The organism is Gilliamella sp. wkB308 (assembly GCF_001690185.1).
In the GTDB taxonomy this organism is placed as follows: domain Bacteria; phylum Pseudomonadota; class Gammaproteobacteria; order Enterobacterales; family Orbaceae; genus Gilliamella; species Gilliamella apicola_I.
Genome location: NZ_LZGN01000034.1, coordinates 192651 through 213064, shown reverse-complemented (window position 1 = coordinate 213064; position 20414 = coordinate 192651). Strand labels below are relative to the sequence as shown.

Annotated in this window: 21 protein-coding genes; 5 read left to right on the top strand and 16 right to left on the bottom strand. The window is 36.9% G+C overall.

What is annotated here, in order from left to right:
- Nucleotides 1-12 precede the first annotated feature (12 nt).
- The 10 genes from A9G10_RS05700 to putP form a co-directional block, all read right to left on the bottom strand.
- Nucleotides 13-264, bottom strand: a complete 252-nt coding sequence (locus tag A9G10_RS05700) for a YfgJ family double zinc ribbon protein (protein ID WP_081299075.1) — start codon at nucleotides 262-264, stop codon at nucleotides 13-15.
- A 3-nt stretch (nucleotides 265-267) separates the two neighbouring features.
- Nucleotides 268-1737, bottom strand: coding sequence for a ribosome biogenesis GTPase Der (der, locus tag A9G10_RS05695; RefSeq protein ID WP_065558629.1), 1470 nt, complete (start codon nucleotides 1735-1737; stop codon nucleotides 268-270).
- Nucleotides 1738-1746: 9 nt separating this feature from the next.
- Entirely contained in the window at nucleotides 1747-2928 is a 1182-nt protein-coding gene (gene bamB / locus A9G10_RS05690; protein WP_065558628.1) for an outer membrane protein assembly factor BamB, read from the bottom strand.
- A 26-nt stretch (nucleotides 2929-2954) separates the two neighbouring features.
- Nucleotides 2955-3677 (bottom strand): YfgM family protein, encoded by a 723-nt coding sequence (locus A9G10_RS05685; RefSeq protein WP_065558627.1) that lies wholly within the window; start codon nucleotides 3675-3677, stop codon nucleotides 2955-2957.
- A gap of 24 nt (nucleotides 3678-3701) precedes the next feature.
- Nucleotides 3702-4979, bottom strand: coding sequence for a histidine--tRNA ligase (gene hisS, locus A9G10_RS05680; RefSeq protein WP_065558626.1), 1278 nt, complete (start codon nucleotides 4977-4979; stop codon nucleotides 3702-3704).
- A gap of 24 nt (nucleotides 4980-5003) precedes the next feature.
- Nucleotides 5004-6113, bottom strand: a complete 1110-nt coding sequence (gene ispG, locus A9G10_RS05675; RefSeq protein WP_065558625.1) for a flavodoxin-dependent (E)-4-hydroxy-3-methylbut-2-enyl-diphosphate synthase — start codon at nucleotides 6111-6113, stop codon at nucleotides 5004-5006.
- An 86-nt stretch (nucleotides 6114-6199) separates the two neighbouring features.
- Entirely contained in the window at nucleotides 6200-6643 is a 444-nt protein-coding gene (locus tag A9G10_RS05670) for a helix-turn-helix domain-containing protein (RefSeq protein WP_065558624.1), read from the bottom strand.
- A 67-nt stretch (nucleotides 6644-6710) separates the two neighbouring features.
- Entirely contained in the window at nucleotides 6711-7577 is an 867-nt protein-coding gene (gene pdxY / locus A9G10_RS05665; protein WP_065558623.1) for a pyridoxal kinase PdxY, read from the bottom strand.
- Between the two features lie 3 nt (nucleotides 7578-7580).
- A complete protein-coding gene (tyrS, locus tag A9G10_RS05660) occupies nucleotides 7581-8852 on the bottom strand; it encodes a tyrosine--tRNA ligase (RefSeq protein WP_065558622.1) in 1272 nt (423 codons plus the stop codon).
- A gap of 68 nt (nucleotides 8853-8920) precedes the next feature.
- Entirely contained in the window at nucleotides 8921-10408 is a 1488-nt protein-coding gene (gene putP / locus A9G10_RS05655) for a sodium/proline symporter PutP (protein WP_065558621.1), read from the bottom strand.
- A 271-nt stretch (nucleotides 10409-10679) separates the two neighbouring features.
- On the opposite strand from putP, the gene nth reads away from it, so the two are divergent.
- The 3 genes from nth to A9G10_RS05640 are packed head-to-tail and all read left to right on the top strand — an operon-like array spanning nucleotide 10680 to nucleotide 12256.
- A complete protein-coding gene (nth, locus tag A9G10_RS05650; protein WP_065558620.1) occupies nucleotides 10680-11318 on the top strand; it encodes an endonuclease III in 639 nt (212 codons plus the stop codon).
- 6 nt (nucleotides 11319-11324) lie between these two features.
- On the top strand, nucleotides 11325-11855 hold the full coding sequence (smrB, locus tag A9G10_RS05645; RefSeq protein ID WP_065558619.1) for an endonuclease SmrB: 531 nt from the start codon (nucleotides 11325-11327) through the stop codon (nucleotides 11853-11855).
- A 32-nt stretch (nucleotides 11856-11887) separates the two neighbouring features.
- Nucleotides 11888-12256 carry a hypothetical protein gene (locus tag A9G10_RS05640; protein WP_065558618.1) on the top strand — a complete coding sequence of 123 codons (369 nt, stop codon included), beginning with the start codon at nucleotides 11888-11890 and terminating at the stop codon, nucleotides 12254-12256.
- 324 nt (nucleotides 12257-12580) lie between these two features.
- Here A9G10_RS05640 and cgtA read toward each other — a convergent pair whose 3' ends face one another.
- The 4 genes from cgtA to rplU all read right to left on the bottom strand — a co-directional run bounded on the left by cgtA (nucleotide 12581) and on the right by rplU (nucleotide 15384).
- Nucleotides 12581-13750 carry an Obg family GTPase CgtA gene (cgtA, locus tag A9G10_RS05635; RefSeq protein ID WP_065558617.1) on the bottom strand — a complete coding sequence of 390 codons (1170 nt, stop codon included), beginning with the start codon at nucleotides 13748-13750 and terminating at the stop codon, nucleotides 12581-12583.
- A complete protein-coding gene (locus A9G10_RS05630; protein WP_065558616.1) occupies nucleotides 13750-14715 on the bottom strand; it encodes a DMT family transporter in 966 nt (321 codons plus the stop codon). Before A9G10_RS05630 ends, cgtA begins: the two co-directional genes overlap by 1 nt.
- 84 nt (nucleotides 14716-14799) lie before the next feature.
- On the bottom strand, nucleotides 14800-15060 hold the full coding sequence (gene rpmA, locus A9G10_RS05625; RefSeq protein WP_025314437.1) for a 50S ribosomal protein L27: 261 nt from the start codon (nucleotides 15058-15060) through the stop codon (nucleotides 14800-14802).
- A gap of 15 nt (nucleotides 15061-15075) precedes the next feature.
- Nucleotides 15076-15384 carry a 50S ribosomal protein L21 gene (gene rplU / locus A9G10_RS05620; protein WP_025314436.1) on the bottom strand — a complete coding sequence of 103 codons (309 nt, stop codon included), beginning with the start codon at nucleotides 15382-15384 and terminating at the stop codon, nucleotides 15076-15078.
- 216 nt (nucleotides 15385-15600) lie between these two features.
- On the opposite strand from rplU, the gene narX reads away from it, so the two are divergent.
- Both narX and narL read left to right on the top strand, forming a co-directional pair.
- The gene (gene narX / locus A9G10_RS05615) at nucleotides 15601-17424 is read left to right on the top strand and encodes a nitrate/nitrite two-component system sensor histidine kinase NarX (protein WP_065558615.1); all 1824 of its coding nucleotides are present in this window, start codon (nucleotides 15601-15603) and stop codon (nucleotides 17422-17424) included.
- Between the two features lie 3 nt (nucleotides 17425-17427).
- Nucleotides 17428-18081: a two-component system response regulator NarL gene (gene narL, locus A9G10_RS05610; RefSeq protein WP_065558614.1), complete on the top strand. Its 654-nt coding sequence runs from the start codon at nucleotides 17428-17430 to the stop codon at nucleotides 18079-18081.
- 148 nt (nucleotides 18082-18229) lie between these two features.
- Here the strand turns inward: narL and cysG are convergent, their stop codons facing one another.
- Nucleotides 18230-19603, bottom strand: a complete 1374-nt coding sequence (cysG, locus tag A9G10_RS05605) for a siroheme synthase CysG (RefSeq protein ID WP_065558613.1) — start codon at nucleotides 19601-19603, stop codon at nucleotides 18230-18232.
- A gap of 37 nt (nucleotides 19604-19640) precedes the next feature.
- Nucleotides 19641-20408 (bottom strand): nitrite transporter NirC, encoded by a 768-nt coding sequence (gene nirC / locus A9G10_RS05600; RefSeq protein WP_065558612.1) that lies wholly within the window; start codon nucleotides 20406-20408, stop codon nucleotides 19641-19643.
- Nucleotides 20409-20414 lie beyond the last annotated feature (6 nt).

Here is a 20414-nt window from a genome sequence, read left to right as displayed (position 1 = left end):
TAGATAGATTTTCTATTCTGGTAAATATTGAAATATCACTTTACTGCTGGAGATTAATCCATCAGTTTGACAAATATAATTTATGGCACCACAGCCTTTGATCATTTGAGCAGGTTGATGACAAGTGGGGCAAATATAGTGTTCGACAAAATGTTGTTTGCAGTGAGCACAAACGTAATGCTGGGCAGACATAACATCCATTTTATGATGACATTTAGGGCACAAGCCTTCTTGACTTTGCCCTGCTATATTTTTTTTTGACATAAACTATTTACGACCTCTAACGTGTTTCATCAATCGACGTCGTTTACGTTGTTGTGATGCCGTTAAACTATTTTTTCGACCTTCAAAAGGATTCGCCCCTTCTTTAAACTGAATTCGAATCGGCGTTCCCATAATTTTTAATGAGCGTCTAAAATAGTTCATTAAATATCGTTTATAAGAATCGGGAAGATCTTCAACTTGATTTCCGTGAACAACCACAATAGGTGGATTGTAGCCTCCAGCATGGGCATATTTGAGTTTTACCCGACGTCCACGAACTAGAGGTGGTTGGTGATCGTCTTGTGCCATTTGCATAATTTTGGTTAATAATGCAGTATTTACCCGACGGGTTGCACATTCATAAGCTTCTTGGATTGAATCAAATAAATTACCCACACCACTACCATGTAAAGCCGAAATAAAATGCAAACGGGCAAAATCAATAAAATCAAGTCGGTCATCTAGTGTTGCTTTAACTTGCTCTTTGATGTCTTGTGATAACCCATCCCACTTATTGACGGCAATAACAAGTGAACGCCCACTATTGATGATAAAGCCGAGTAATGATAAATCCTGATCTGAAATACCTTCTCTGGCATCAATCACCAGTATGACAACATTTGCATCTTCAATCGCTTGTAATGTTTTAATCACTGAAAACTTTTCGACAGTTTGCGTTACCTTACCACGTTTACGCACCCCTGCCGTATCAATTAAAACATATTCTCGTTCGTCACGAGTCATTGGTATATAGATACTATCTCGAGTTGTACCTGGCATATCATAAACCACAACCCGTTCTTCACCTAGAATTCGGTTAGTTAGTGTTGACTTACCTACATTTGGACGCCCGACAATAGCTACTTTAATCGGTTGATTAATCAGTGATTCAACATCATCTTCGTCAACATCATCATAAGATTCCGATAAATCTGGTAGCAATTGGTCTTCATTAAAGTCATCTTCATCGTGATCTTTAAATTGAAAAATAGGTTCCAACGCCGTTTCAATTAATGAACTGACACCACGCCCATGACTTGCGGCTATGGGGTGAATATCGCCTAAACCTAATGAGTAAAAATCTGAGATAGCCGTATCAGCATCAATACCATCAATTTTATTGGCAACTAAAAAAGTGGCCTTTTGACGAGAACGCAAGTGTTTAGCGATCGCATGATCTGCCGGCATAGCACCCGCTCTTGCATCGACTAAAAACAGAACGATATCGGCTTCTTCGATAGCTTGTAAGGATTGGTCAGCCATAAAGCTTTCAACCCCTTCTTCAGTGCCATCAATTCCACCCGTATCAATTACAATATATTCATGGCCCTTGATTTCTGCTCGTCCATACTTACGATCACGGGTTAATCCAGGAAAATCTGCGACTAACGCATCTCGTGTTCTTGTTAACCGATTAAATAAAGTTGATTTTCCAACATTTGGACGACCAACTAGTGCTACAACAGGTACCATGTTTATTCTCTAATTACTTAAATTTTTTGTGAAAGCGTAAATATCACCATTTTTGACTTGAACAATCAGTTTATTGTCAACGACCAATGGTTTAGCGATTATTCCGCTACTACTTACTTCTATTTTATTTACAAGTTCACCTGTTTCAGCATTTAACCAATACAGGTAACCTTCAAAATCACCAAATACGACATAATCTTGATAAATGACTGGATCAGTCAATTGGCGATGTGTAAAACTTGATTGCGTCCAAAGTACGCCACCTTCCGTTTTCGATAATGATTGAATATTATCGTCTTGATCTACTACGTATAATCGATTTTTATCAACAGCAAAACTGTGTGTTGAACCTATTTTTTTACGCCATATTACTTCACCATTACTTAAATCCAGTGCAGCAACATAACCATTAAAGCCAACAGAATAGACAGTATTTCCTTCAACTACAGGGGTTGAATCAACATCATTTAATTTTGCAATTTCTGTTGAACCAGTCGGTTGAGAAATCCGTTGTTGCCAAATTAATTGACCATCATTAATGTAGTAAGCATTCACTCGTCCATTATCATCACCAAAGATAGCGGCGCCATGGGCAATGACTGGTGTTGAGTTACCTCTTAATGATAATGCCGGAACTTCAAAAGTCACTTCCCAAAGTTCGTCACCCGTTTCACGATTAAGCCCTTGTAATATACCATTAGCGGTATGAACAACTAATTTATCATCAGACGATACCGGGCGAGCAAGGACTTCCCCTTTAACCGATTTTTCCCAGACGACTTTTCCGTTATGACGATCTAAAGCATAAACAACAGCACGTTCACTGCCAACATAAACATAATTTTCATCAGCACTTACACCACCTGAAAAGAGCGCTGTTTTACTACTGAAAAGTGTACTTTTGGATAAATCGACATTCCACAATGTATTACCCGTTGTTAAATCAACTGCTTTTACTTCTCCACTTCGACTTGCTGCATAAATAACATTATCATAACTAGCAGGACCTAATAATGAATAAATTCGCGTATTTCCTGCAGTACTGTTACGCCATAATTGGTGAATAGTAAATTGGTTACTGACTATAGGAGAAGGTGAAACTTGAATGACTTCTTCTTCTCCTCCAAATATAGAGCATCCAGCAAGTGAAAACATAAAAACACTGGTTAAAAAACATTTAGATAACTTCATTGTATAGACCCTTATAGCAGGATAAATTAATTTTTATTTTCTTCCGTTTCAGTCTTTGACTGATCCTCTTGCTCTGCCTTTTCTTCAGCAGTTTGCTTATCTTGTTCAATTGTTTGTTTAGCTTGTAGATATTCAGCTTGATTCAGTTTGATTTTAATATTTGGCTCTGAACTTATCATTGCCGCTGACTTTAGCGCAATTTTATAAGCATCTACCGCCTCAGCATAACGAGACATTTTGGTTAATATATCGCCCCGTATTTCGTTAATCACCAGTTCCCAAGCTTCATTGTTTACTTTATCTAACGTCGCTAAACTTTCTTGATATTGGTTTTGTTGATACTGCACACGTGCAATGCGAATAGTAATCATGGATTTTACCGGTTCCGCTTTTGTTTTAGATAAAGCATCATTCAGTAATGCTTGAGCACCTGCGTAATCTTTTTTTACTTCGATATAAAATTTAGCCGCAAAAAGATCAGCAAAAACGTTATAAACGGTATCATCCTCTTTTGCAAAAGCAACTAAATCATTTACGGATTCTGGTTTTGTCTGATCTAACTGTTTTACAAGTTGTTCATAACGATCTGACATTTGTTCCAATTTTTTAACTTGATTTGATTGATAGTAACTCCAACCATAATAAGCTAATAATCCAATGACAATAACGGCAACAATAATTTTCCACGTTTTCGCAAGAAACTCTTTTAAAGCCCACATTTGTTCTTCACTTGACGATTGATAACTCACGCTTATCTCCTATTTCCTTTAGATTTATATCATTGCCAAACAAGTTTGAACGATATCGCTTTGCGCAACTTCAGTTTGTTCACCTGTTTGTAAGTTTTTGATAGTTACCGTTTGGTTCGCTAACTCGTTTTCACCAACAATAACCGCTATTTTAGCACCTAATTTATCTGCTTTGGCAAATTGTTTCTTAAAATTAGACGTTCCATAATTAGTCACAATTCGTTTATCAGGTAAACCGTCACGTAATAATTCAGCAACACATTGTGCTACTGAAATCGTATTTTCATCTCCTGAAGAGATCATATAAATATCAATCGAATTATCTCGATTTAATGAAGGATTAACAGCTTGAACAAGTAAAACTAATCGTTCAAGTCCCATTGCAAACCCAACAGCTGGCGTTGATTGACCACCTAATTGGCTTACTAATCCATCATAGCGACCCCCACCGCAAACAGTACCTTGAGCACCCAAGCTACTTGTTACCCATTCAAATACTGTACGATTGTAATAGTCTAATCCTCTTACTAATCTTTGATTAATATTGTATTTTATTCCTGCTTTATCCAGTAAACGACACAAGCCTTCAAAATGTTCTTTAGATTCTGTATCTAAATAATCAAATAGTTTTGGTGCTTGATTAAGTAATTCTTGTACCACTGGATTTTTCGAGTCGAGTACACGTAATGGATTAGTATACATTCTACGTAAGCAGTCTTCATCCAATTTATCTTTATGTTGTTCAAGAAAATCAACGAGTGCTTGACGATAGTTTGCTCTGGCTTCAAGTGAACCAATAGAATTTAATTCTAACGAAGTGTGATCCTGTATTCCCAGTGCTTTCCAGAATCTTGCGGTTAATAAAATCAATTCAGCATCAATATTTGGTCCTTCAAGTCCAAAAACTTCAACCCCAAATTGATGAAATTGACGATAGCGCCCTTTTTGCGGTTTTTCGTAACGAAATGCTGGACCTAAATACCAAAGACGTTGTTCTTGATTATAAAAAAGCCCATGCTCAATGCCCGCACGCACACAACCCGCAGTAATTTCGGGACGTAAAGTGATACTTTCATCATTACGGTCATTAAACGTATACATCTCTTTTTCGACAATATCCGTCACTTCACCGACGGCTCTTTTAAATAGCGCAGTATCTTCAACAATGGGGGTTCTTATCTCATTATAGCCATAGCTATTTAGAACACCTTTAACAATTTTTTCAATTTGTTGCCAACTCGCACTATCTGTTGGGAGTAAGTCATTCATTCCCCGTATAGATTGGATTTTTTTCTCTGTCATTTATGTATTCGCTATCTAATAAAATTATAGTTCAGTTGCTGCAATTCTGTTTTTTAGTATTGATGCTTTTGCTCGAATTTTTGCTTCCAGTTCATCGATCATCTGTTCGTTATCAATACGACCAATACGCACACCATCTTCATAAAATCCACTTTTATTATGACCGCCAGCAACACCCATCGTTGAAGCCAAAGCTTCACCTGGCCCATTAACAACACAACCAATAATCGATACATCCATTGGTGTAATGATATCTTCTAAACGTTGTTCTAACGTATTGACTGTATTAATGACATCAAACTCTTGTCTTGAACAGGTCGGACAAGCAATAAAGTTGATACCACGAGATCGAATTCTCAGTGATTTTAATATATCAAAACCGACTTTAACTTCTTCAGTGGGATCTGCGGCTAAAGAGACACGCAATGTATCGCCAATACCTTCAGATAATAACAAACCTAAACCTATTGCCGACTTAATTGCACCACTGCGAACACCACCCGCTTCAGTGATCCCCAAATGCAGTGGCTGATTTATCTGTTTAGCTAAAAGTCGATAGGCATCCACCGCTGTAAATACATCAGACGCTTTCACACTCACTTTAAATTGGTCGAAATTAAGCCTATCAAGAATATCAACATGACGCATCGCTGATTCTACAATTGCTTGTGGCGTTGGTTCGCCATATTTTTCTTGAATATCTTTTTCAAGTGATCCGGAGTTGACCCCAATTCTTATTGGAATATTTTTATCTTTAGCACAATCAACAACTGCTCGAATTCGTGATTCATTACCGATATTTCCCGGATTAATTCTTAAACAATCCACACCATATTCTGCCACTTTCAAAGCAATACGATAATCGAAGTGAATATCTGCAATAAGTGGCACTTTCGCTTGTTGTTTAATCAATTTAAATGCTTCTGCCGCATCCATTGTTGGAATCGACACACGAACAATGTCGACACCTACTCGCTCAAGTGCTTGAATCTGAGCAACAGTTTTTTCAACATCTGTCGTACGGGTATTCGTCATGGATTGAACAGCAATCGGCGCACCACCACCAATAGGTACACTGCCGACATAAATTCGGGTAGATTCTCGTCTGATTATCGGTGAATCCTGATGACTCATAACACGCCTAATGATATAACAAAATAACTAGCTTGTGATCTTAACAAGATTTGCATCAAATGTCTGTATACGAGTAAGAAAATTTGCTAACTGTTAACGTGATTCGATGATGATGGCGAAATGTAATGACTCACTTCTACATAATTATTTTTACTTTCTTTATTAAAATAATAAATAGTTACACCAACTATACAAACCACTACAAATAAGCTAAAAAATAAAATCCGCTTTCCTCTTTTTCTAGGTTCAAGGGCAGGGATGAGTTGCTTTATTTTTGTTTCGGATGCATTTTGCTTTGACATTTTTTCTAGATAAGGTTGATATTCGTCCTCGGATAAACCAACAATTTCAGCATAAGAACGAATATAACCTTTAACAAAGACAAGAGGGGCATGAACTCGCTGATCGTTTTCAATTTCTTCGACCACTGCCTTTCGAACATGGATCTTATTGGCAATATCTTCTTGAGTTAATCCCATATTATTACGTAAATTGGAAAGCATCTTACCCAAAGAAATATTGTCTTCCATCATCCCCTCATTTTTGTTAAGAATTAAAAATAAATTAAATTTGATCCATTTTTACATATTTTTAAAATTAATCAATTCTTTTCGCATTAAACCATTGTGAAGGTTTTGCTATTTCATCTTGAGCGGCAACTAATTGAAGCTCATATTCATTGAGTTTCAAGGTTTCAAGCATAACAGCATAAACCGCAGAAGTGGTATGTTCTAACGCCTCAACCAGCGATTTCCCAAGCAAAATATTCGCTAAAAACAATCCACTCGTCATATCGCCTACACCAACAGGCTGTCTCACGCCAAAATCAACTAAAGGGCGCTCAATGTGCCATGCTTCATGTTCTGTAACGAGTAACATTTCGAAACGATCTTTACGATACCCAGCACGACTTAAATGTTTAACTAAAATCGCTTTAGGCCCTTTTTTACAAAGTGCTTTACATGCAAATACCGCTTCTTCAACGTTATTAATTGGCTGTTTTCCATTTAACTCTTCTAGCTCCAAAATATTTGGTGCCATCATATCTGCTATAGGTAATGCAGTATTACACAAAAATTCAGATACGCCTGGCGCAACAAAACAACCTTTTTCAGGATGCCCCATAACAGGATCACAAAGATAAATTGCATTGGGATTTACAGCTTTTACTTTTTTTACTATTTCGGTTATGGCACTACCTTGTTCAGGGGATCCCATATAACCACTTAATACTGCATCACATCGTTTAAGTTCACCAATGGCATTAATGCCATCGGCGATATCGGTTAAATGCGATGCTGGCATTACCGTACCTGTCCATTGACGATATTGCGTATGATTTGAAAATTGCACAGTATTTAAAGGCCATACATTTACTCCCACACGACGCATAGGGAATACAGCAGCACTATTACCTGCATGACCAAATACAACATGTGACTGAATAGATAGTATATTTTTCATAAATTAACTCCAAATTAGTAAGCAGTAATATTTCTTACCTCGACGAAGCAATGTATAACGTCCAAAAAGCTTATCTTCTTGTGAAAAGTGATAATCAGTTGTTGCGTTACGTTCACCATTAACCGAAATCGCATTAGATTCAATCATTGTTCTGGCTTGGCCTCTTGATGGTGCAAACTGCGCATTAACGATCGCTTGTTGCAAATCAATATCGCCCTCAACCGTAATTGTTGGCATACCGTCTTGCGCTAATTGTTCAAAATCGGCATGAGATAAATCGGCTAATTTTCCTGAGAATAAACTTTCAGTGATACGTTTAGCTGCCATTAAGCCTTCTTCACCATGGACTAAGCGTGTGACTTCTTCAGCAAGAACATATTGTGCTCTCGGTGCCACACCGCTATTTTTATCTTCTTCTTCAAGTGCATCGATTTCATTTAATGACATGAAAGTAAAGAATTTTAAGAAACGATAAACATCAGCATCAGCGGTATTAATCCAAAATTGATAGAATTTATATGGACTGGTCTTTTTAGGATCAAGCCAAACCGCACCGCTTTCCGTTTTACCGAATTTTGTACCGTCAGATTTGGTAATTAAAGGAACCGTTAAACCATAAACTTGTTTTTGATGTAATCGACGAGTTAAATCAATACCGGCAGTAATATTACCCCATTGATCTGATCCCCCAATTTGTAACACCACATTATGATCTTTATTTAAACAAGCAAAATCATAAGATTGTAATAAACTGTAAGAAAACTCAGTAAATGAGATCCCCGCTTCATCACGATCAATACGTTGTTTGACTGATTCTTTGTTAATCATGGCATTAACTGAAAAATATTTACCAATGTCACGTAAAAAAGTTAATACATTCATGCCACCAAACCAATCATAGTTATTAGCAACAATCGCTGCATTTGCACCACAATTAAAGTCTAAGAATGGGGAAACTTGTTGTTTAATTTTTTCGCTCCATTCAACAACAGTCTCTTGAGTATTTAATTTACGTTCAACGGCTTTAAAACTTGGGTCACCAATCAAACCTGTTGCACCGCCAACAAGCGCAATCGGTTTATGACCAGCTAACTGGAAGCGTTTTAAACAAAGTAATGGTACCAAATGACCTAGATGCAAACTATCAGCAGTGGGATCAAAACCACAATAAAGCGCTATAGGATTTTGTTCAATTAGTTCCATGAGAGCTTTTTCATCTGTCAGTTGAGCAATCAATCCTCGCTCTTGCAGTTGTTTGATCACATTTTTTGTCATGTTATTTTACCTATAAAAATTTTATTACGTTGAAATTTGACTTTGGATAACTCTGTTTTTATTGAAATCTATTCTACTTTATTATGATAACGTTTATACGCCTGTTTAAAATGATCTTCCACTATTTCATTCGGTTTTTTATCACATAAACTAAAAATCACTATCGCTAAAGACGCAAATAAGAAACCAGGAATAAGTGAATAAAGATTAAACCAGTTAAAATTAATCCAAAGCAATACTGTTGCCGCTCCTGTAATCATACCAGCTAGAGCGCCATTGCGTGTCATACGTGACCAAAATACTGAAAACACAATAATGGGGCCAAAGGCAGCACCAAATCCTGCCCATGCATGACTAACTAAATCTAAGACACTATTATTAGGGTTAATTGCTAATAAAATGGCGATGACTGAGACCAGTAAAACCATAATTCGCCCAACCCAAACAAGTTCACGTTGTTTTGCTTTCGGTCTAAAAAAGGCACGATAAAAATCTTCTGTTAACGCGCTTGAACAGACAAGTAACTGACAACTTAACGTGCTCATTACCGCAGCTAAAATCGCCGCTAATAAAACACCAGCAACCCATGGATTAAACAGTAATTTAGATAACTCGATAAAAATACGTTCATGTTTACCGTTATTAATGAGATCTGAAAACTCTGGATGATTAGCAAAGAAAGCAATACCAAAGAATCCTACCGTTATTGCACCACCTAAACATAAAATCATCCAAGTCATACTAATTCGACGGGCATTTTTCATCACATCATGTGAATCAGCCGCCATAAAGCGCGCTAAAATATGCGGTTGTCCAAAATAACCAAGCCCCCACCCAAGCAATGAAATAATAGCGATAAAATCCATGTGTGCAAAGATGTTGGTATAATCAGGATTGAGCGATTCAATATTTGCTAAGGCATCGGTAAAACCACCCGCGTTCACCATAACCATAACGGGCGTTAAGATAAGTGCAAACATCATCAAACTCGCTTGAATAGTATCCGTCCAACTGACCGCTAAAAAACCACCTATAAAAGTATAAGCGATTGTTGCGCCAGCACCGGCTAACATTGCCCAACCGTAACTCATCCCAAAGGTACTTTCAAAAAGTTTTGCACCGGCAACAACGCCTGACGCACAATAAATCGTAAAAAAGATAAGAATGATTACCGCTGAAATAATACGCAACAAAGCGCTTTTATCATCAAATCGGCGAGCAAAATAGTCGGGTAAAGTCAGGGAATTGTGATTAATTTCAGTAAAAACACGTAACCGCCCAGCAATCAGTAACCAATTTAAATAAGCACCAATTATTAAGCCGATTGCAATCCAACTTTGCGAAATACCGAATAAAAAAACAGCCCCTGGCAGCCCCATTAATAACCAACCACTCATGTCCGAAGCGCCAGCCGAAAGCGCAGTGACAACACTACCGATACGGCGCCCTCCCAAAATGTAATCACCAAAGTTTTGCGTTGATCGAAAGGCAAAAAAACCGATCGCAATCATTCCTAAAATGTATATAGCAAAGGTGACAATCATTGGTAAGGACATATTTTTAAAAAACCTTGTTGATGAAATTAAAAAATAGTGGAGTAGCTTATCATAAAAACCACATGCTAAAAAGCAGGCGATGAATGAATATAACCAAGCTGAGAATCTATCACGCTTAAATTGTTCAGATAGGGCATTGAGATTATTATTTTGCCGTAATTTTAACTATAGTCGGATAAGGTGATTTTAGCTAAAAATTAAATTTAACCTACAATATTTGTACAAATAAAGTATATAATATTAGACATGTTATTTATATTTATCATATTCAGTGAAACAATCAACTCGTATTCAAATTTTAGAAAGATTAAAAGATCACATTAAAGATCCAACAACTGAACTTGTTTATCAAACGCCTTTTGAATTACTTATTGCTGTTGTTCTTTCTGCACAAGCAACCGATGTGAGTGTAAACAAAGCGACCAAACCTTTATTTGCAATTGCTAATACAGCGGAACAAATCTTAGCACTAGGGGTTGATAAGCTCAAAAGTTATATCCGTACCATTGGCTTATACAATAGTAAAGCAGTTAATATTATAAAAACCTGTCAGATTTTAGTTGAGAAATATCAAGGTCAAGTGCCTGAAAATTTTGATGCATTAATCGCATTACCTGGTGTCGGCAGAAAAACAGCGAATGTAGTGCTAAATACGGCTTTTGGTTGGCCAACAATTGCGGTTGATACCCATATTTTTCGTGTCAGCAATCGCACGGGCTTTGCTCCGGGAAAAACCGTTGAGGCAGTAGAAGAAAAATTATTGAAAGTGGTACCCAAAGAGTACAAAATAAATTGCCACCACTGGTTAATTTTGCATGGACGTTATACTTGTATCGCCAGAAAACCTCGATGTGGGGCTTGTGTGATTGAAGATTTATGTGAATTCAAACAAAAAGTTTACCCAGAGTAATTATCAATGACAGAAAAATTTAAATTAACTCAAGAAGAGATAAACTTATTCAAAAGTAGCATTGGCAATACCCAAAAACTTGCACAAGATACCGTTGTTCATAAACCCTTAAAACGATCTCAAAAAGCCATTGCGATTGAAAAACGACAACATGAAAAAAATCATGCTGAGTTTTATTTTTCGGATGATTATCAACCACTTTTACAAGACGATCCCATTCGTTATAGTCGAGACAACGCTGATCCTTATGAGATTAAAAAATTACGTCGTGGATTTTATGAACCTGAATTTTTTTTAGATCTACATGGATTAACGCAGCAAGAAGCGAAAAAAGAAATAGCATCGCTTATTACTGCCTGCTTAAGCGAAAACGCACATTGTGCTTGTATCATGTATGGACATGGTAAAAACATCTTAAAAAAACAGACACCAATGTGGTTAGCCCAGCACCCTAATATCATTTGTTTTCATCAAGCACCGAAAGAATTTGGCGGCAATGCAGCATTACTTATTTTATTTGATACAATCAATAACTAAAAATAAATTTTAAACACATAAGGAATAACAACTTGAAATTATTAAAAAATATAAAACATGTTTATCTACTTCTAATACTTGCCATCTTTATTACTGCATGTGACGGACTTGATGCAATTCCACCCGAAAAAAGTAACTATATTGGCAAATGGCAAGGTGAATATATGGTGATAAGTATAGCTAAAGACGCCAGAGTTACTTACAATCATAAAAAAGATGGGGTGACTACAACCATTAAAGGGCCGATACAAGAATTTATTGGTGATGATTTTAAAGTAGGGGTTTTAGGTTTAAATTCTTTATTCAAAGTAAATACGCCTCCTTATTTTGAGGACGGTCAATGGAAAATGGTCATTGATGATCAATTAGTTATCAAAACATCGGATTTAAAATCACTTTAAAATAAAAAAGCCAGCATAGTTGCGCTAGGCTGGCAAACATTGGAAGCAATGTGAGCAATGTCATACTTTTTCAGAAGTCTTGCGACGCTCTAATCAAGTACATCTTAATGATAATAATTCTCATTATTAAAAGCAAGCGTTTTTTTTTGACTTTTTTCAAAAAACAAAATAAAAATGTAAATAACCAATTTTTTTAATATAAAATCATTGTGTTAGCCTGAGAATAATAGAGAGGAATACAGGGCTATGTCACCCTGTATTTTCTTAATGCTGATATTTTAGTTGATAATTTGAAGTGATAAGTTTAACTTATTTAGGTTATTACTATTTTTGATAGATAAATTCAACCCCTTCTTCGTCACTCTCATCCCAATCATCAAAATCATCGTCGTCGTCATCAAAAGCCTCATCCATAGCTTGTTGGTGATAATCATCCCACATAAATTCAACTTTTTCTGGTGATATTTCTTCTTGCTCTTCTTCACGTGGATGAGCATTCATATAATCCATCAGATCCCAACATAAAGCTTTTACCCCTTCATGATTGACCGCTGAAATAACATAATATTTGTCATCCCAATCCAATGCTTTAGCGATTTCGGCAGCACGTTTAGCACTTTCCTCTTCACCTAAAACATCCATTTTGTTGAATACCAACCAACGAGGTTTATTGGCAAGTTTTTCACTATATTGATGAAGTTCTTGAATAATGACTTTCGCATTTTCAATAGGATCAGATTCATCAATCGGTGCAATATCAATTAAATGCACTAAAACTCGACAACGTTCAAGATGTTTTAAAAAACGAATACCCAGACCAGCACCGTCAGCAGCACCTTCAATTAATCCCGGAATATCCGCAACAACAAAACTTTGCTCATTATCCATTCTTACCACACCTAAACTTGGCACTAGTGTCGTAAATGGATAATCAGCGACTTTCGGTTTAGCCGCTGAAACTGAACGAATAAATGTGGATTTACCGGCATTAGGTAAACCAAGCATACCGACATCAGCAAGTAGCAATAATTCTAACAGTACATCACGTTTTTCACCGGGCGTACCATCGGTTTTTTGTCTTGGAGCTCGATTCACTGAAGATTTAAATCGTGCATTACCCAAGCCATGAAAACCACCTTTTGCAACTAATACTTTTTGTTGATGATGCGTTAAATCGCCGATAATTTCACCCGTATATTTGTCTGTAATTCGAGTTCCAACGGGCACTTTTACGGTAATATCTTTGCCTCTTTTACCGGTACAATCTGAACCTTGCCCATTTTGCCCTCGCTCTGCCCGATAATTCTTTTCAAATTGGAAATCAACCAATGTATTGAGATTTTCATCGGCAATAAAATAGACATCACCACCGTCGCCACCGTCACCACCGTCAGGGCCACCTTTGGGAATGTATTTTTCTCGACGAAAACCTACACAACCATTGCCACCATCACCGGCTTCGACTCGGATTGAAGCTTCATCTACAAATTTCATTATTCTTCCTCTTTTTTCTGGTTAATTAGCCAGCCTTTTCTTGGATGCCATAAATAGTGCCCTATTGTGGCAAACATCGCACCAGCAACGACTGATACTGCGCCAATATAACCTAAAATATTTAAATACTGCATAGCAAATTTTTCTGGCCAAATTACGGCAAATAGATCTGAAAAAATTAATGCAAACAACGGTGATAATGTGGTAATTGCACTAACTTGTGCAGCTTGCCAACGTTCCATTGCCATAACTAATGCGCCATAAGCAATAATGGTATTTAAACCACAAAAGATAATGGCAAATAACTGCGTTGCATCGGCATGAGCGATTTTTGATGGCGATGCCAATGGCCATAAAAATACCGTACAAATAAGATAAATTAACCAAAGTAACTGTTCTGCACGTAATTTCTGTAATAACACTTTTTGTGCCAATGCATAAGCTGCCCATGAAATTGAAGCAAGTAAAGCAAGCCAGACACCAATGCCATAAGTCGATATATTAGCAAATAGAACGGTGATATTTTTATTAAAAAATAGTCCTAATCCTATTAGCAATACCGAAATACCCATTATTTGCGTTGGTCTTAATCGCTCTTTAAAAACAAACGCACTTGAAATCATAAAAATAACAATACCCATTTGTCCTACAACTTGAGCCGTTGTCGCAGAAAGATACTGAACAGAACTTGCAAATAACGCAAAATTACCGAGTAATCCAAATCCGGCAATCATTAATAAGATAAAACGTCGACGCTTTTTAAACATCGCTAAATTAGGAAATTGTTTTTTATAAGCTAACCATATCGTAATACCGACGGCAGAAATTGCCAATCGAGACCAAGCTAACGTTAATGGGTCAATAACCACCAATGCATATTTCATTGCAATCGGCACTAACCCCCACATCACCGCAGTTAACATGGCTAGGGCAAAACCTAATTTAACATTTTGTTGTTTTATCATATTAAATAATATTATATGAATTCAAGAAATGAAAAAAGCCCCACAATAGCTGTGAGGCTTCCATAAACGTTAAACCGCTTTTTATTAGCTGTTAGCAATTACACTAACATAACGACGGTTTTTAGGTCCTTTAACTTCAAATTTTACTTGTCCGTCAATTAAAGCAAATAAGGTATGGTCACGACCACAACCTACATTAGTGCCTGGGTGGAATTGAGTTCCACGTTGACGAACTAAAATATTACCAGCAAGAACTTCTTGAGAACCATAACGTTTAACACCTAAACGTTTACTCTGGGAATCACGACCATTACGTGATGAACCACCAGCCTTCTTATGTGCCATTGTTCGATACTCCTATTAAGCGATTGCAGTGATCTTCACATCAGTGAACCACTGACGGTGACCTTGTTGTTTACGATAGTGTTTACGACGACGGAATTTAACAATTTTCACTTTATCGCCACGACCGTGCTCAACAATTTCTGCTTTAATTGTTGCACCTTCAACAAACGGAGCACCAACTTTGATGTCTTCACCATTTGCTACCATTAAAACTTTATCGAAAACAACTTCTGCACCTGTTTCGACTTCAATTTTTTCCAAGCGAACGACTTGTCCTTCGCTGACTCGGTGTTGTTTACCACCACTTTGGAAAACTGCGTACATACTTAACTCCGCAATAAAAAGCAGACTATTCCTGATTTAGCATATATGTCTGCATTGATTAATCTTATAGGGCGTGAATTTTACGCAAAATTTATCCTTGTTGCAAGCAGTCTTTACTAAAAGATCGCAAAAAGTTACAAAAAAGATCAGCAAGATATCGTTTTAGCGTTACAATACGGATAAATCATTATTTCTTAGTTAATTTATTGTAATTCTATGCTGAGTACTAAAACAACCAATAATAAAACTCGCTATCACGCTTCAATTATTAATCGTTTGTCGCTATTAATGTGTTTTTTAGGCACCATTGCGTTAATTGCGTTATCGCTATCGATTCAAGTCGCTAATGATACCAAAGGTAGCGCGTATATGATTAATCAATTAGGGCTAATCCGTATGAAAAGTTATCAACTTTTATCAATGGTTCCCCTCAATAAACACGATAATGACCGTTTAAATATTTTTAGTGAAATAACGTCGTCAAAACAACAATTAGCCCTTTTTGAACGTTATGATTTAATAGATGAATTCAATGAGTTACATAATAAATGGCGTACCGAAATTGCGATAAAAATTGCACAAGCCAAAAACATCGATGAGATAAAAACGGATATCGATCAATTTGTTATCAAAACCAATTATTTAGTACATAAGATCGATCAGAAGACCGAAAATCAGATTCATTATATTTCTCGTCTGCAACAATTATTTATTATTCTTATTGTGGTCTTTCTTATTGCTCAAATTTACTATTTACGTCGTTATCTTCTCGCCCCTTGGCGTAAACTGATTAATATGGCTCAGGCTATTTCAAAACACAATTTTAGTGAACGTTTTCCGCTACGTTCCAGAAAAAATGAATTCGACTTGTTAGGATTGGCGTTAAATAACATGTCCGAGCAAATCGAATCACAATATTTAATTCTTGAAGAACGGGTAGCTGAAAAAACAGCGGAATTGCAACAAACCAATAATATCATCTCATTTCAATATCACGCTACCAAACAACTCCATACATCAAAGCCATTATGTGAACGTTTTTTAATTATTTTACGTCAATTAGAAGAACTTGTACCACTCACTCAATTTCAAATCCGATTTTATGAATCGGAAAACCCTGAACATTACCAACAGATTAGTTATGACAATGAGCAAAAATTGCCTTTCTGCCAAAATCCGCATTGCTGTGCTTGTTTAACCGAATCAAAGCATACTCAGCAACATGGATTCCAACGTTATTGGTATCTTCAAGACAATGGCGAAAAATATGGCATATTATTTGCCATTCAACCGACAAATGTTACCCTTAGCGACGAGCAGGAAAACTTAATAACAGGACTTATTGAGCAGATGTCCACTGCAATGATGCTCGATCGACAAATAGAGCAACAAAAGCAGTATTTATTAATGAAAGAGCGATCAGCAATGGCAAGAGAATTGCATGATTCAATTGCGCAATCATTATCCTGTTTAAAAATACATCTTAGCTGTCTACAAATGCAATCTGATTTGACATCACCAAGTAGTATTGATCTATTAGCAACAATGCGAAAAGAGGTCAATATCACCTATTCTCAGTTACGTGAATTAATTACCTCTTTTCGTTTGCGGCTTAATCAAACAGGTTTTTATGCCAGCTTAATGGAGATGATTGAAGAGTTTAATCAAAAACTAAAATTTACTATTCAACTTGAATATCAATTACCGCTCAATATCATTAAAAGCAAACATGCTTTTCACTTATTACAATTTATTCGAGAAGCACTGAACAATGTGTACAAACACGCACAAGCATCACACGTTATCATTGCGTTAACCATTGATGATAACCAGATTATCACGGTTAGTGTTAGCGATAATGGTATTGGTTTTCAAACTGATGTTAAGCAGGATAATCATTATGGTATGGTGATTATGCGAGATAGGGCAGAAATCCTAAATGGTAATCTAACAATTAATACTGAGCCACAAAAAGGCACGCAAGTTATGGTAATATTTAAAGCCAATAAGACCATTCCATTTACGATAATAGAAGAGTAACTCATGGAACAGATAAAAAGTTCGATACTACTTATTGACGATCACCCTATGCTTAGAAATGGTGTAAAACAATTAATCAATACCGTTAGCCATTTTGAAGTGATTGGTGAAACGGGGTCAGGAACAGAAGGGATAAAACTCGCTGAAAAGCTCGATCCCGATATGATCTTACTGGATATCAATATTCAAAATGTTAATGGGTTAGAAATACTGCGTTATTTACGGGAAAAAAATATTTCAAGTCGCATCATCATGTTCACGGTATCGGATGCCAAAGAAGATATCATTACCGCACTCAAAAGTGGAGCAGATGGTTACCTGTTAAAGGATATGGAGCCAGAAGATTTTATTAAAGCGCTAAAAGATATCGCAGAAGGTAAAATTATTATGGATGAAGCAATTTCGCATATTATTCTTCACTATATGCGAAACAGCGGTGAACCAACAACCAAACAAATTCATGATATAAACTTATTAACCCCTCGAGAACATGAAATATTTAATCTGTTAGTGCAAGGACTTTCGAATAAACGCATTGCCAAAGATCTGGATATTGTTGAAAGTACCGTAAAAGTGCATGTAAAAAGTATCTTTAAAAAATTAAATTTCAAATCACGCATGGAAATGACCGTATGGTATTTACAGAGCAAAGAGTAATGCTTTAATTGAAGATAATTGATTATACTTAACTCGATCAAAAGCTTTAAAAGCTGTCATCCCTTAAGTTATGATGATGTAAGGCGGTTAACGTTTAGATAACAGGCAAGACCATTACGCTGTAAATTAATAGACTTGCTTGTTTAATTTAATGATTTGAAAACCAATTGAGTTTTTCTCGTAATGCAACAACCGGCCCGATGATAATCAAACTTGGACTACATGCTCGCAAAGCGATTTTAGCTAACTCACCAAGCAAACCCGTTACCACTTTTTGTTTGGTACTGGTACCTTCCTCAACAATGGCGACTGGCGTATTAGCATTCATACCGTGTTTGATTAATTGTTGACTAATGTTTTCAGCTTGAGACAGTCCCATATAAAACACTAAGGTCTGCTTTTCAGCCGCTAAACTTTGCCAATCAAGATGACTACCATCTTTCAAATGCCCAGTAATTAAACGAACACTATGCGCATAATCTCGATGTGTTAAAGGAATACCACTGTATGCAGAACACCCTGATGCAGCAGTGATCCCCGGTACAACTGAAAATGGAATATCAGCATTATATAACGTTTCCAGCTCTTCGCCTCCTCGCCCAAAAATAAACGGATCGCCCCCTTTTAGACGGACAACACGTAACCCTTTTTGCGCTTGTTCCAGCAAAATTTGATTAATCTGTTCTTGTGGCACGCAGTGATACCCTGCCCGTTTGCCAACAAAAATACGCTGAGCATCCCGCCTGACAAGATTCATAATTTCATCCGAAACCAATCGATCATACACAATGATATCCGCTTGTTGGATTTGCTGTAATCCTTTTAAAGTCAGTAAGCCTGCATCACCGGGACCAGCGCCCACTAAAACCACTTCACCACGATGATCCAGTGATAGATTAAATAACTCATTAGTTAGTGTTTCCACTTGTTCAGAATCATTATTGGCAATGGCTTGTGCCAATCTATCATGGGTAAAAAGCTTTTCCCAAAATCGACGGCGTTCTGTCAGCGTTTTATAGGTTTGCTTAGCTTTATTTCGTAAATAACCCGCATATTGCGCTAATTTACCTAAGTGCTGAGGCAATATTGACTCTAGTTTTTCTCGTAATAGACGAGCTAAAACCGGCGCATGCCCTCCTGATGACACGGCAACCATAATCGGTGAACGATCAATTATCGAAGGCATAATAAAACTAGCATCTTTCGGCGAATCGACAACATTACAAAAAATACGGCGATTTTCAGCCTCTATACTAACGGTTTGATTGGTTTTAGGACAATCGGTCGCGGCAATGACTAACCATTTATTATCAAGCAGTTGTGCATTAAATTCACCTTGCTGTAACATCAACTGTTTTTGCGCTTGCCAACATAAAAATTGCTCATTAAATTCAAGTGCGTTAACCGTTAACTTTGCACCCGCTTCGAGTAATAGCCGAGCTTTTCGCTCAGCGATTTCGCCACCCCCGACCAACAGACAATCACGATTTTCTAACTTACAAAATAGTGGAAAATAATCCATAAAACCTCAATATATATCCTTTTTAATTCTGCTAAGATTATGGTCGTTCAGTTTTCGGCGTCGAATACCAGTATCCTAAGCCCATAAAAACAACGCCAGAAACAAGGTTACCTAACGATACCCAAAGTAAATTATGACCAATTCCACATAGGGTATAAGCCTCACTATGATGACCAAACCATGAGAGTGAAAATAGCGTCATATTCGCCACCGAATGCTCATAACCACAGGCAATAAATGCAAGCAAACACCACCAAATCGCAATAAATTTAGCTGAACCTTCAACACGATTTGCCATCCAAATAGCTAAACAAACAAGCCAGTTACACAAAATGCCACGGAAAAACAGCGCACTAGCCGATGCAGTCGTTTTGGCTAGTGCTGCACTATGCACTAAACTGGTATCGGTTGATAATAATGGGGTAGCAGCATAAAAATATAAAGCAGCGACAAAAATAGAACCCAATAAATTAGCTAACCACGTTTGAGGTAATACTAGCCACATCTGTGTATGCGTAATTTTCTTACATTTTACGCCAAACGTTAAAAACATTGTGTGACCGGTAAAAAGCTCAGACCCAGCAATCACAACTAACGTTAAGGCAATACCAAATGTCGCCCCCATGACTAAAGGTCTTAACGACGGATCAAGTAAATTACCTAAAGTGAAAATCAAAATAATGCCAAGTCCAACATAAGCGCCAGCCATAGCAGAACTTAACCAAAACCCTATTGGGTTAATTTTGGCTAAACGTACAATACGTGCTGCATTGGCAGCACATTTATTAATGGTATCGGTATACATAACTAT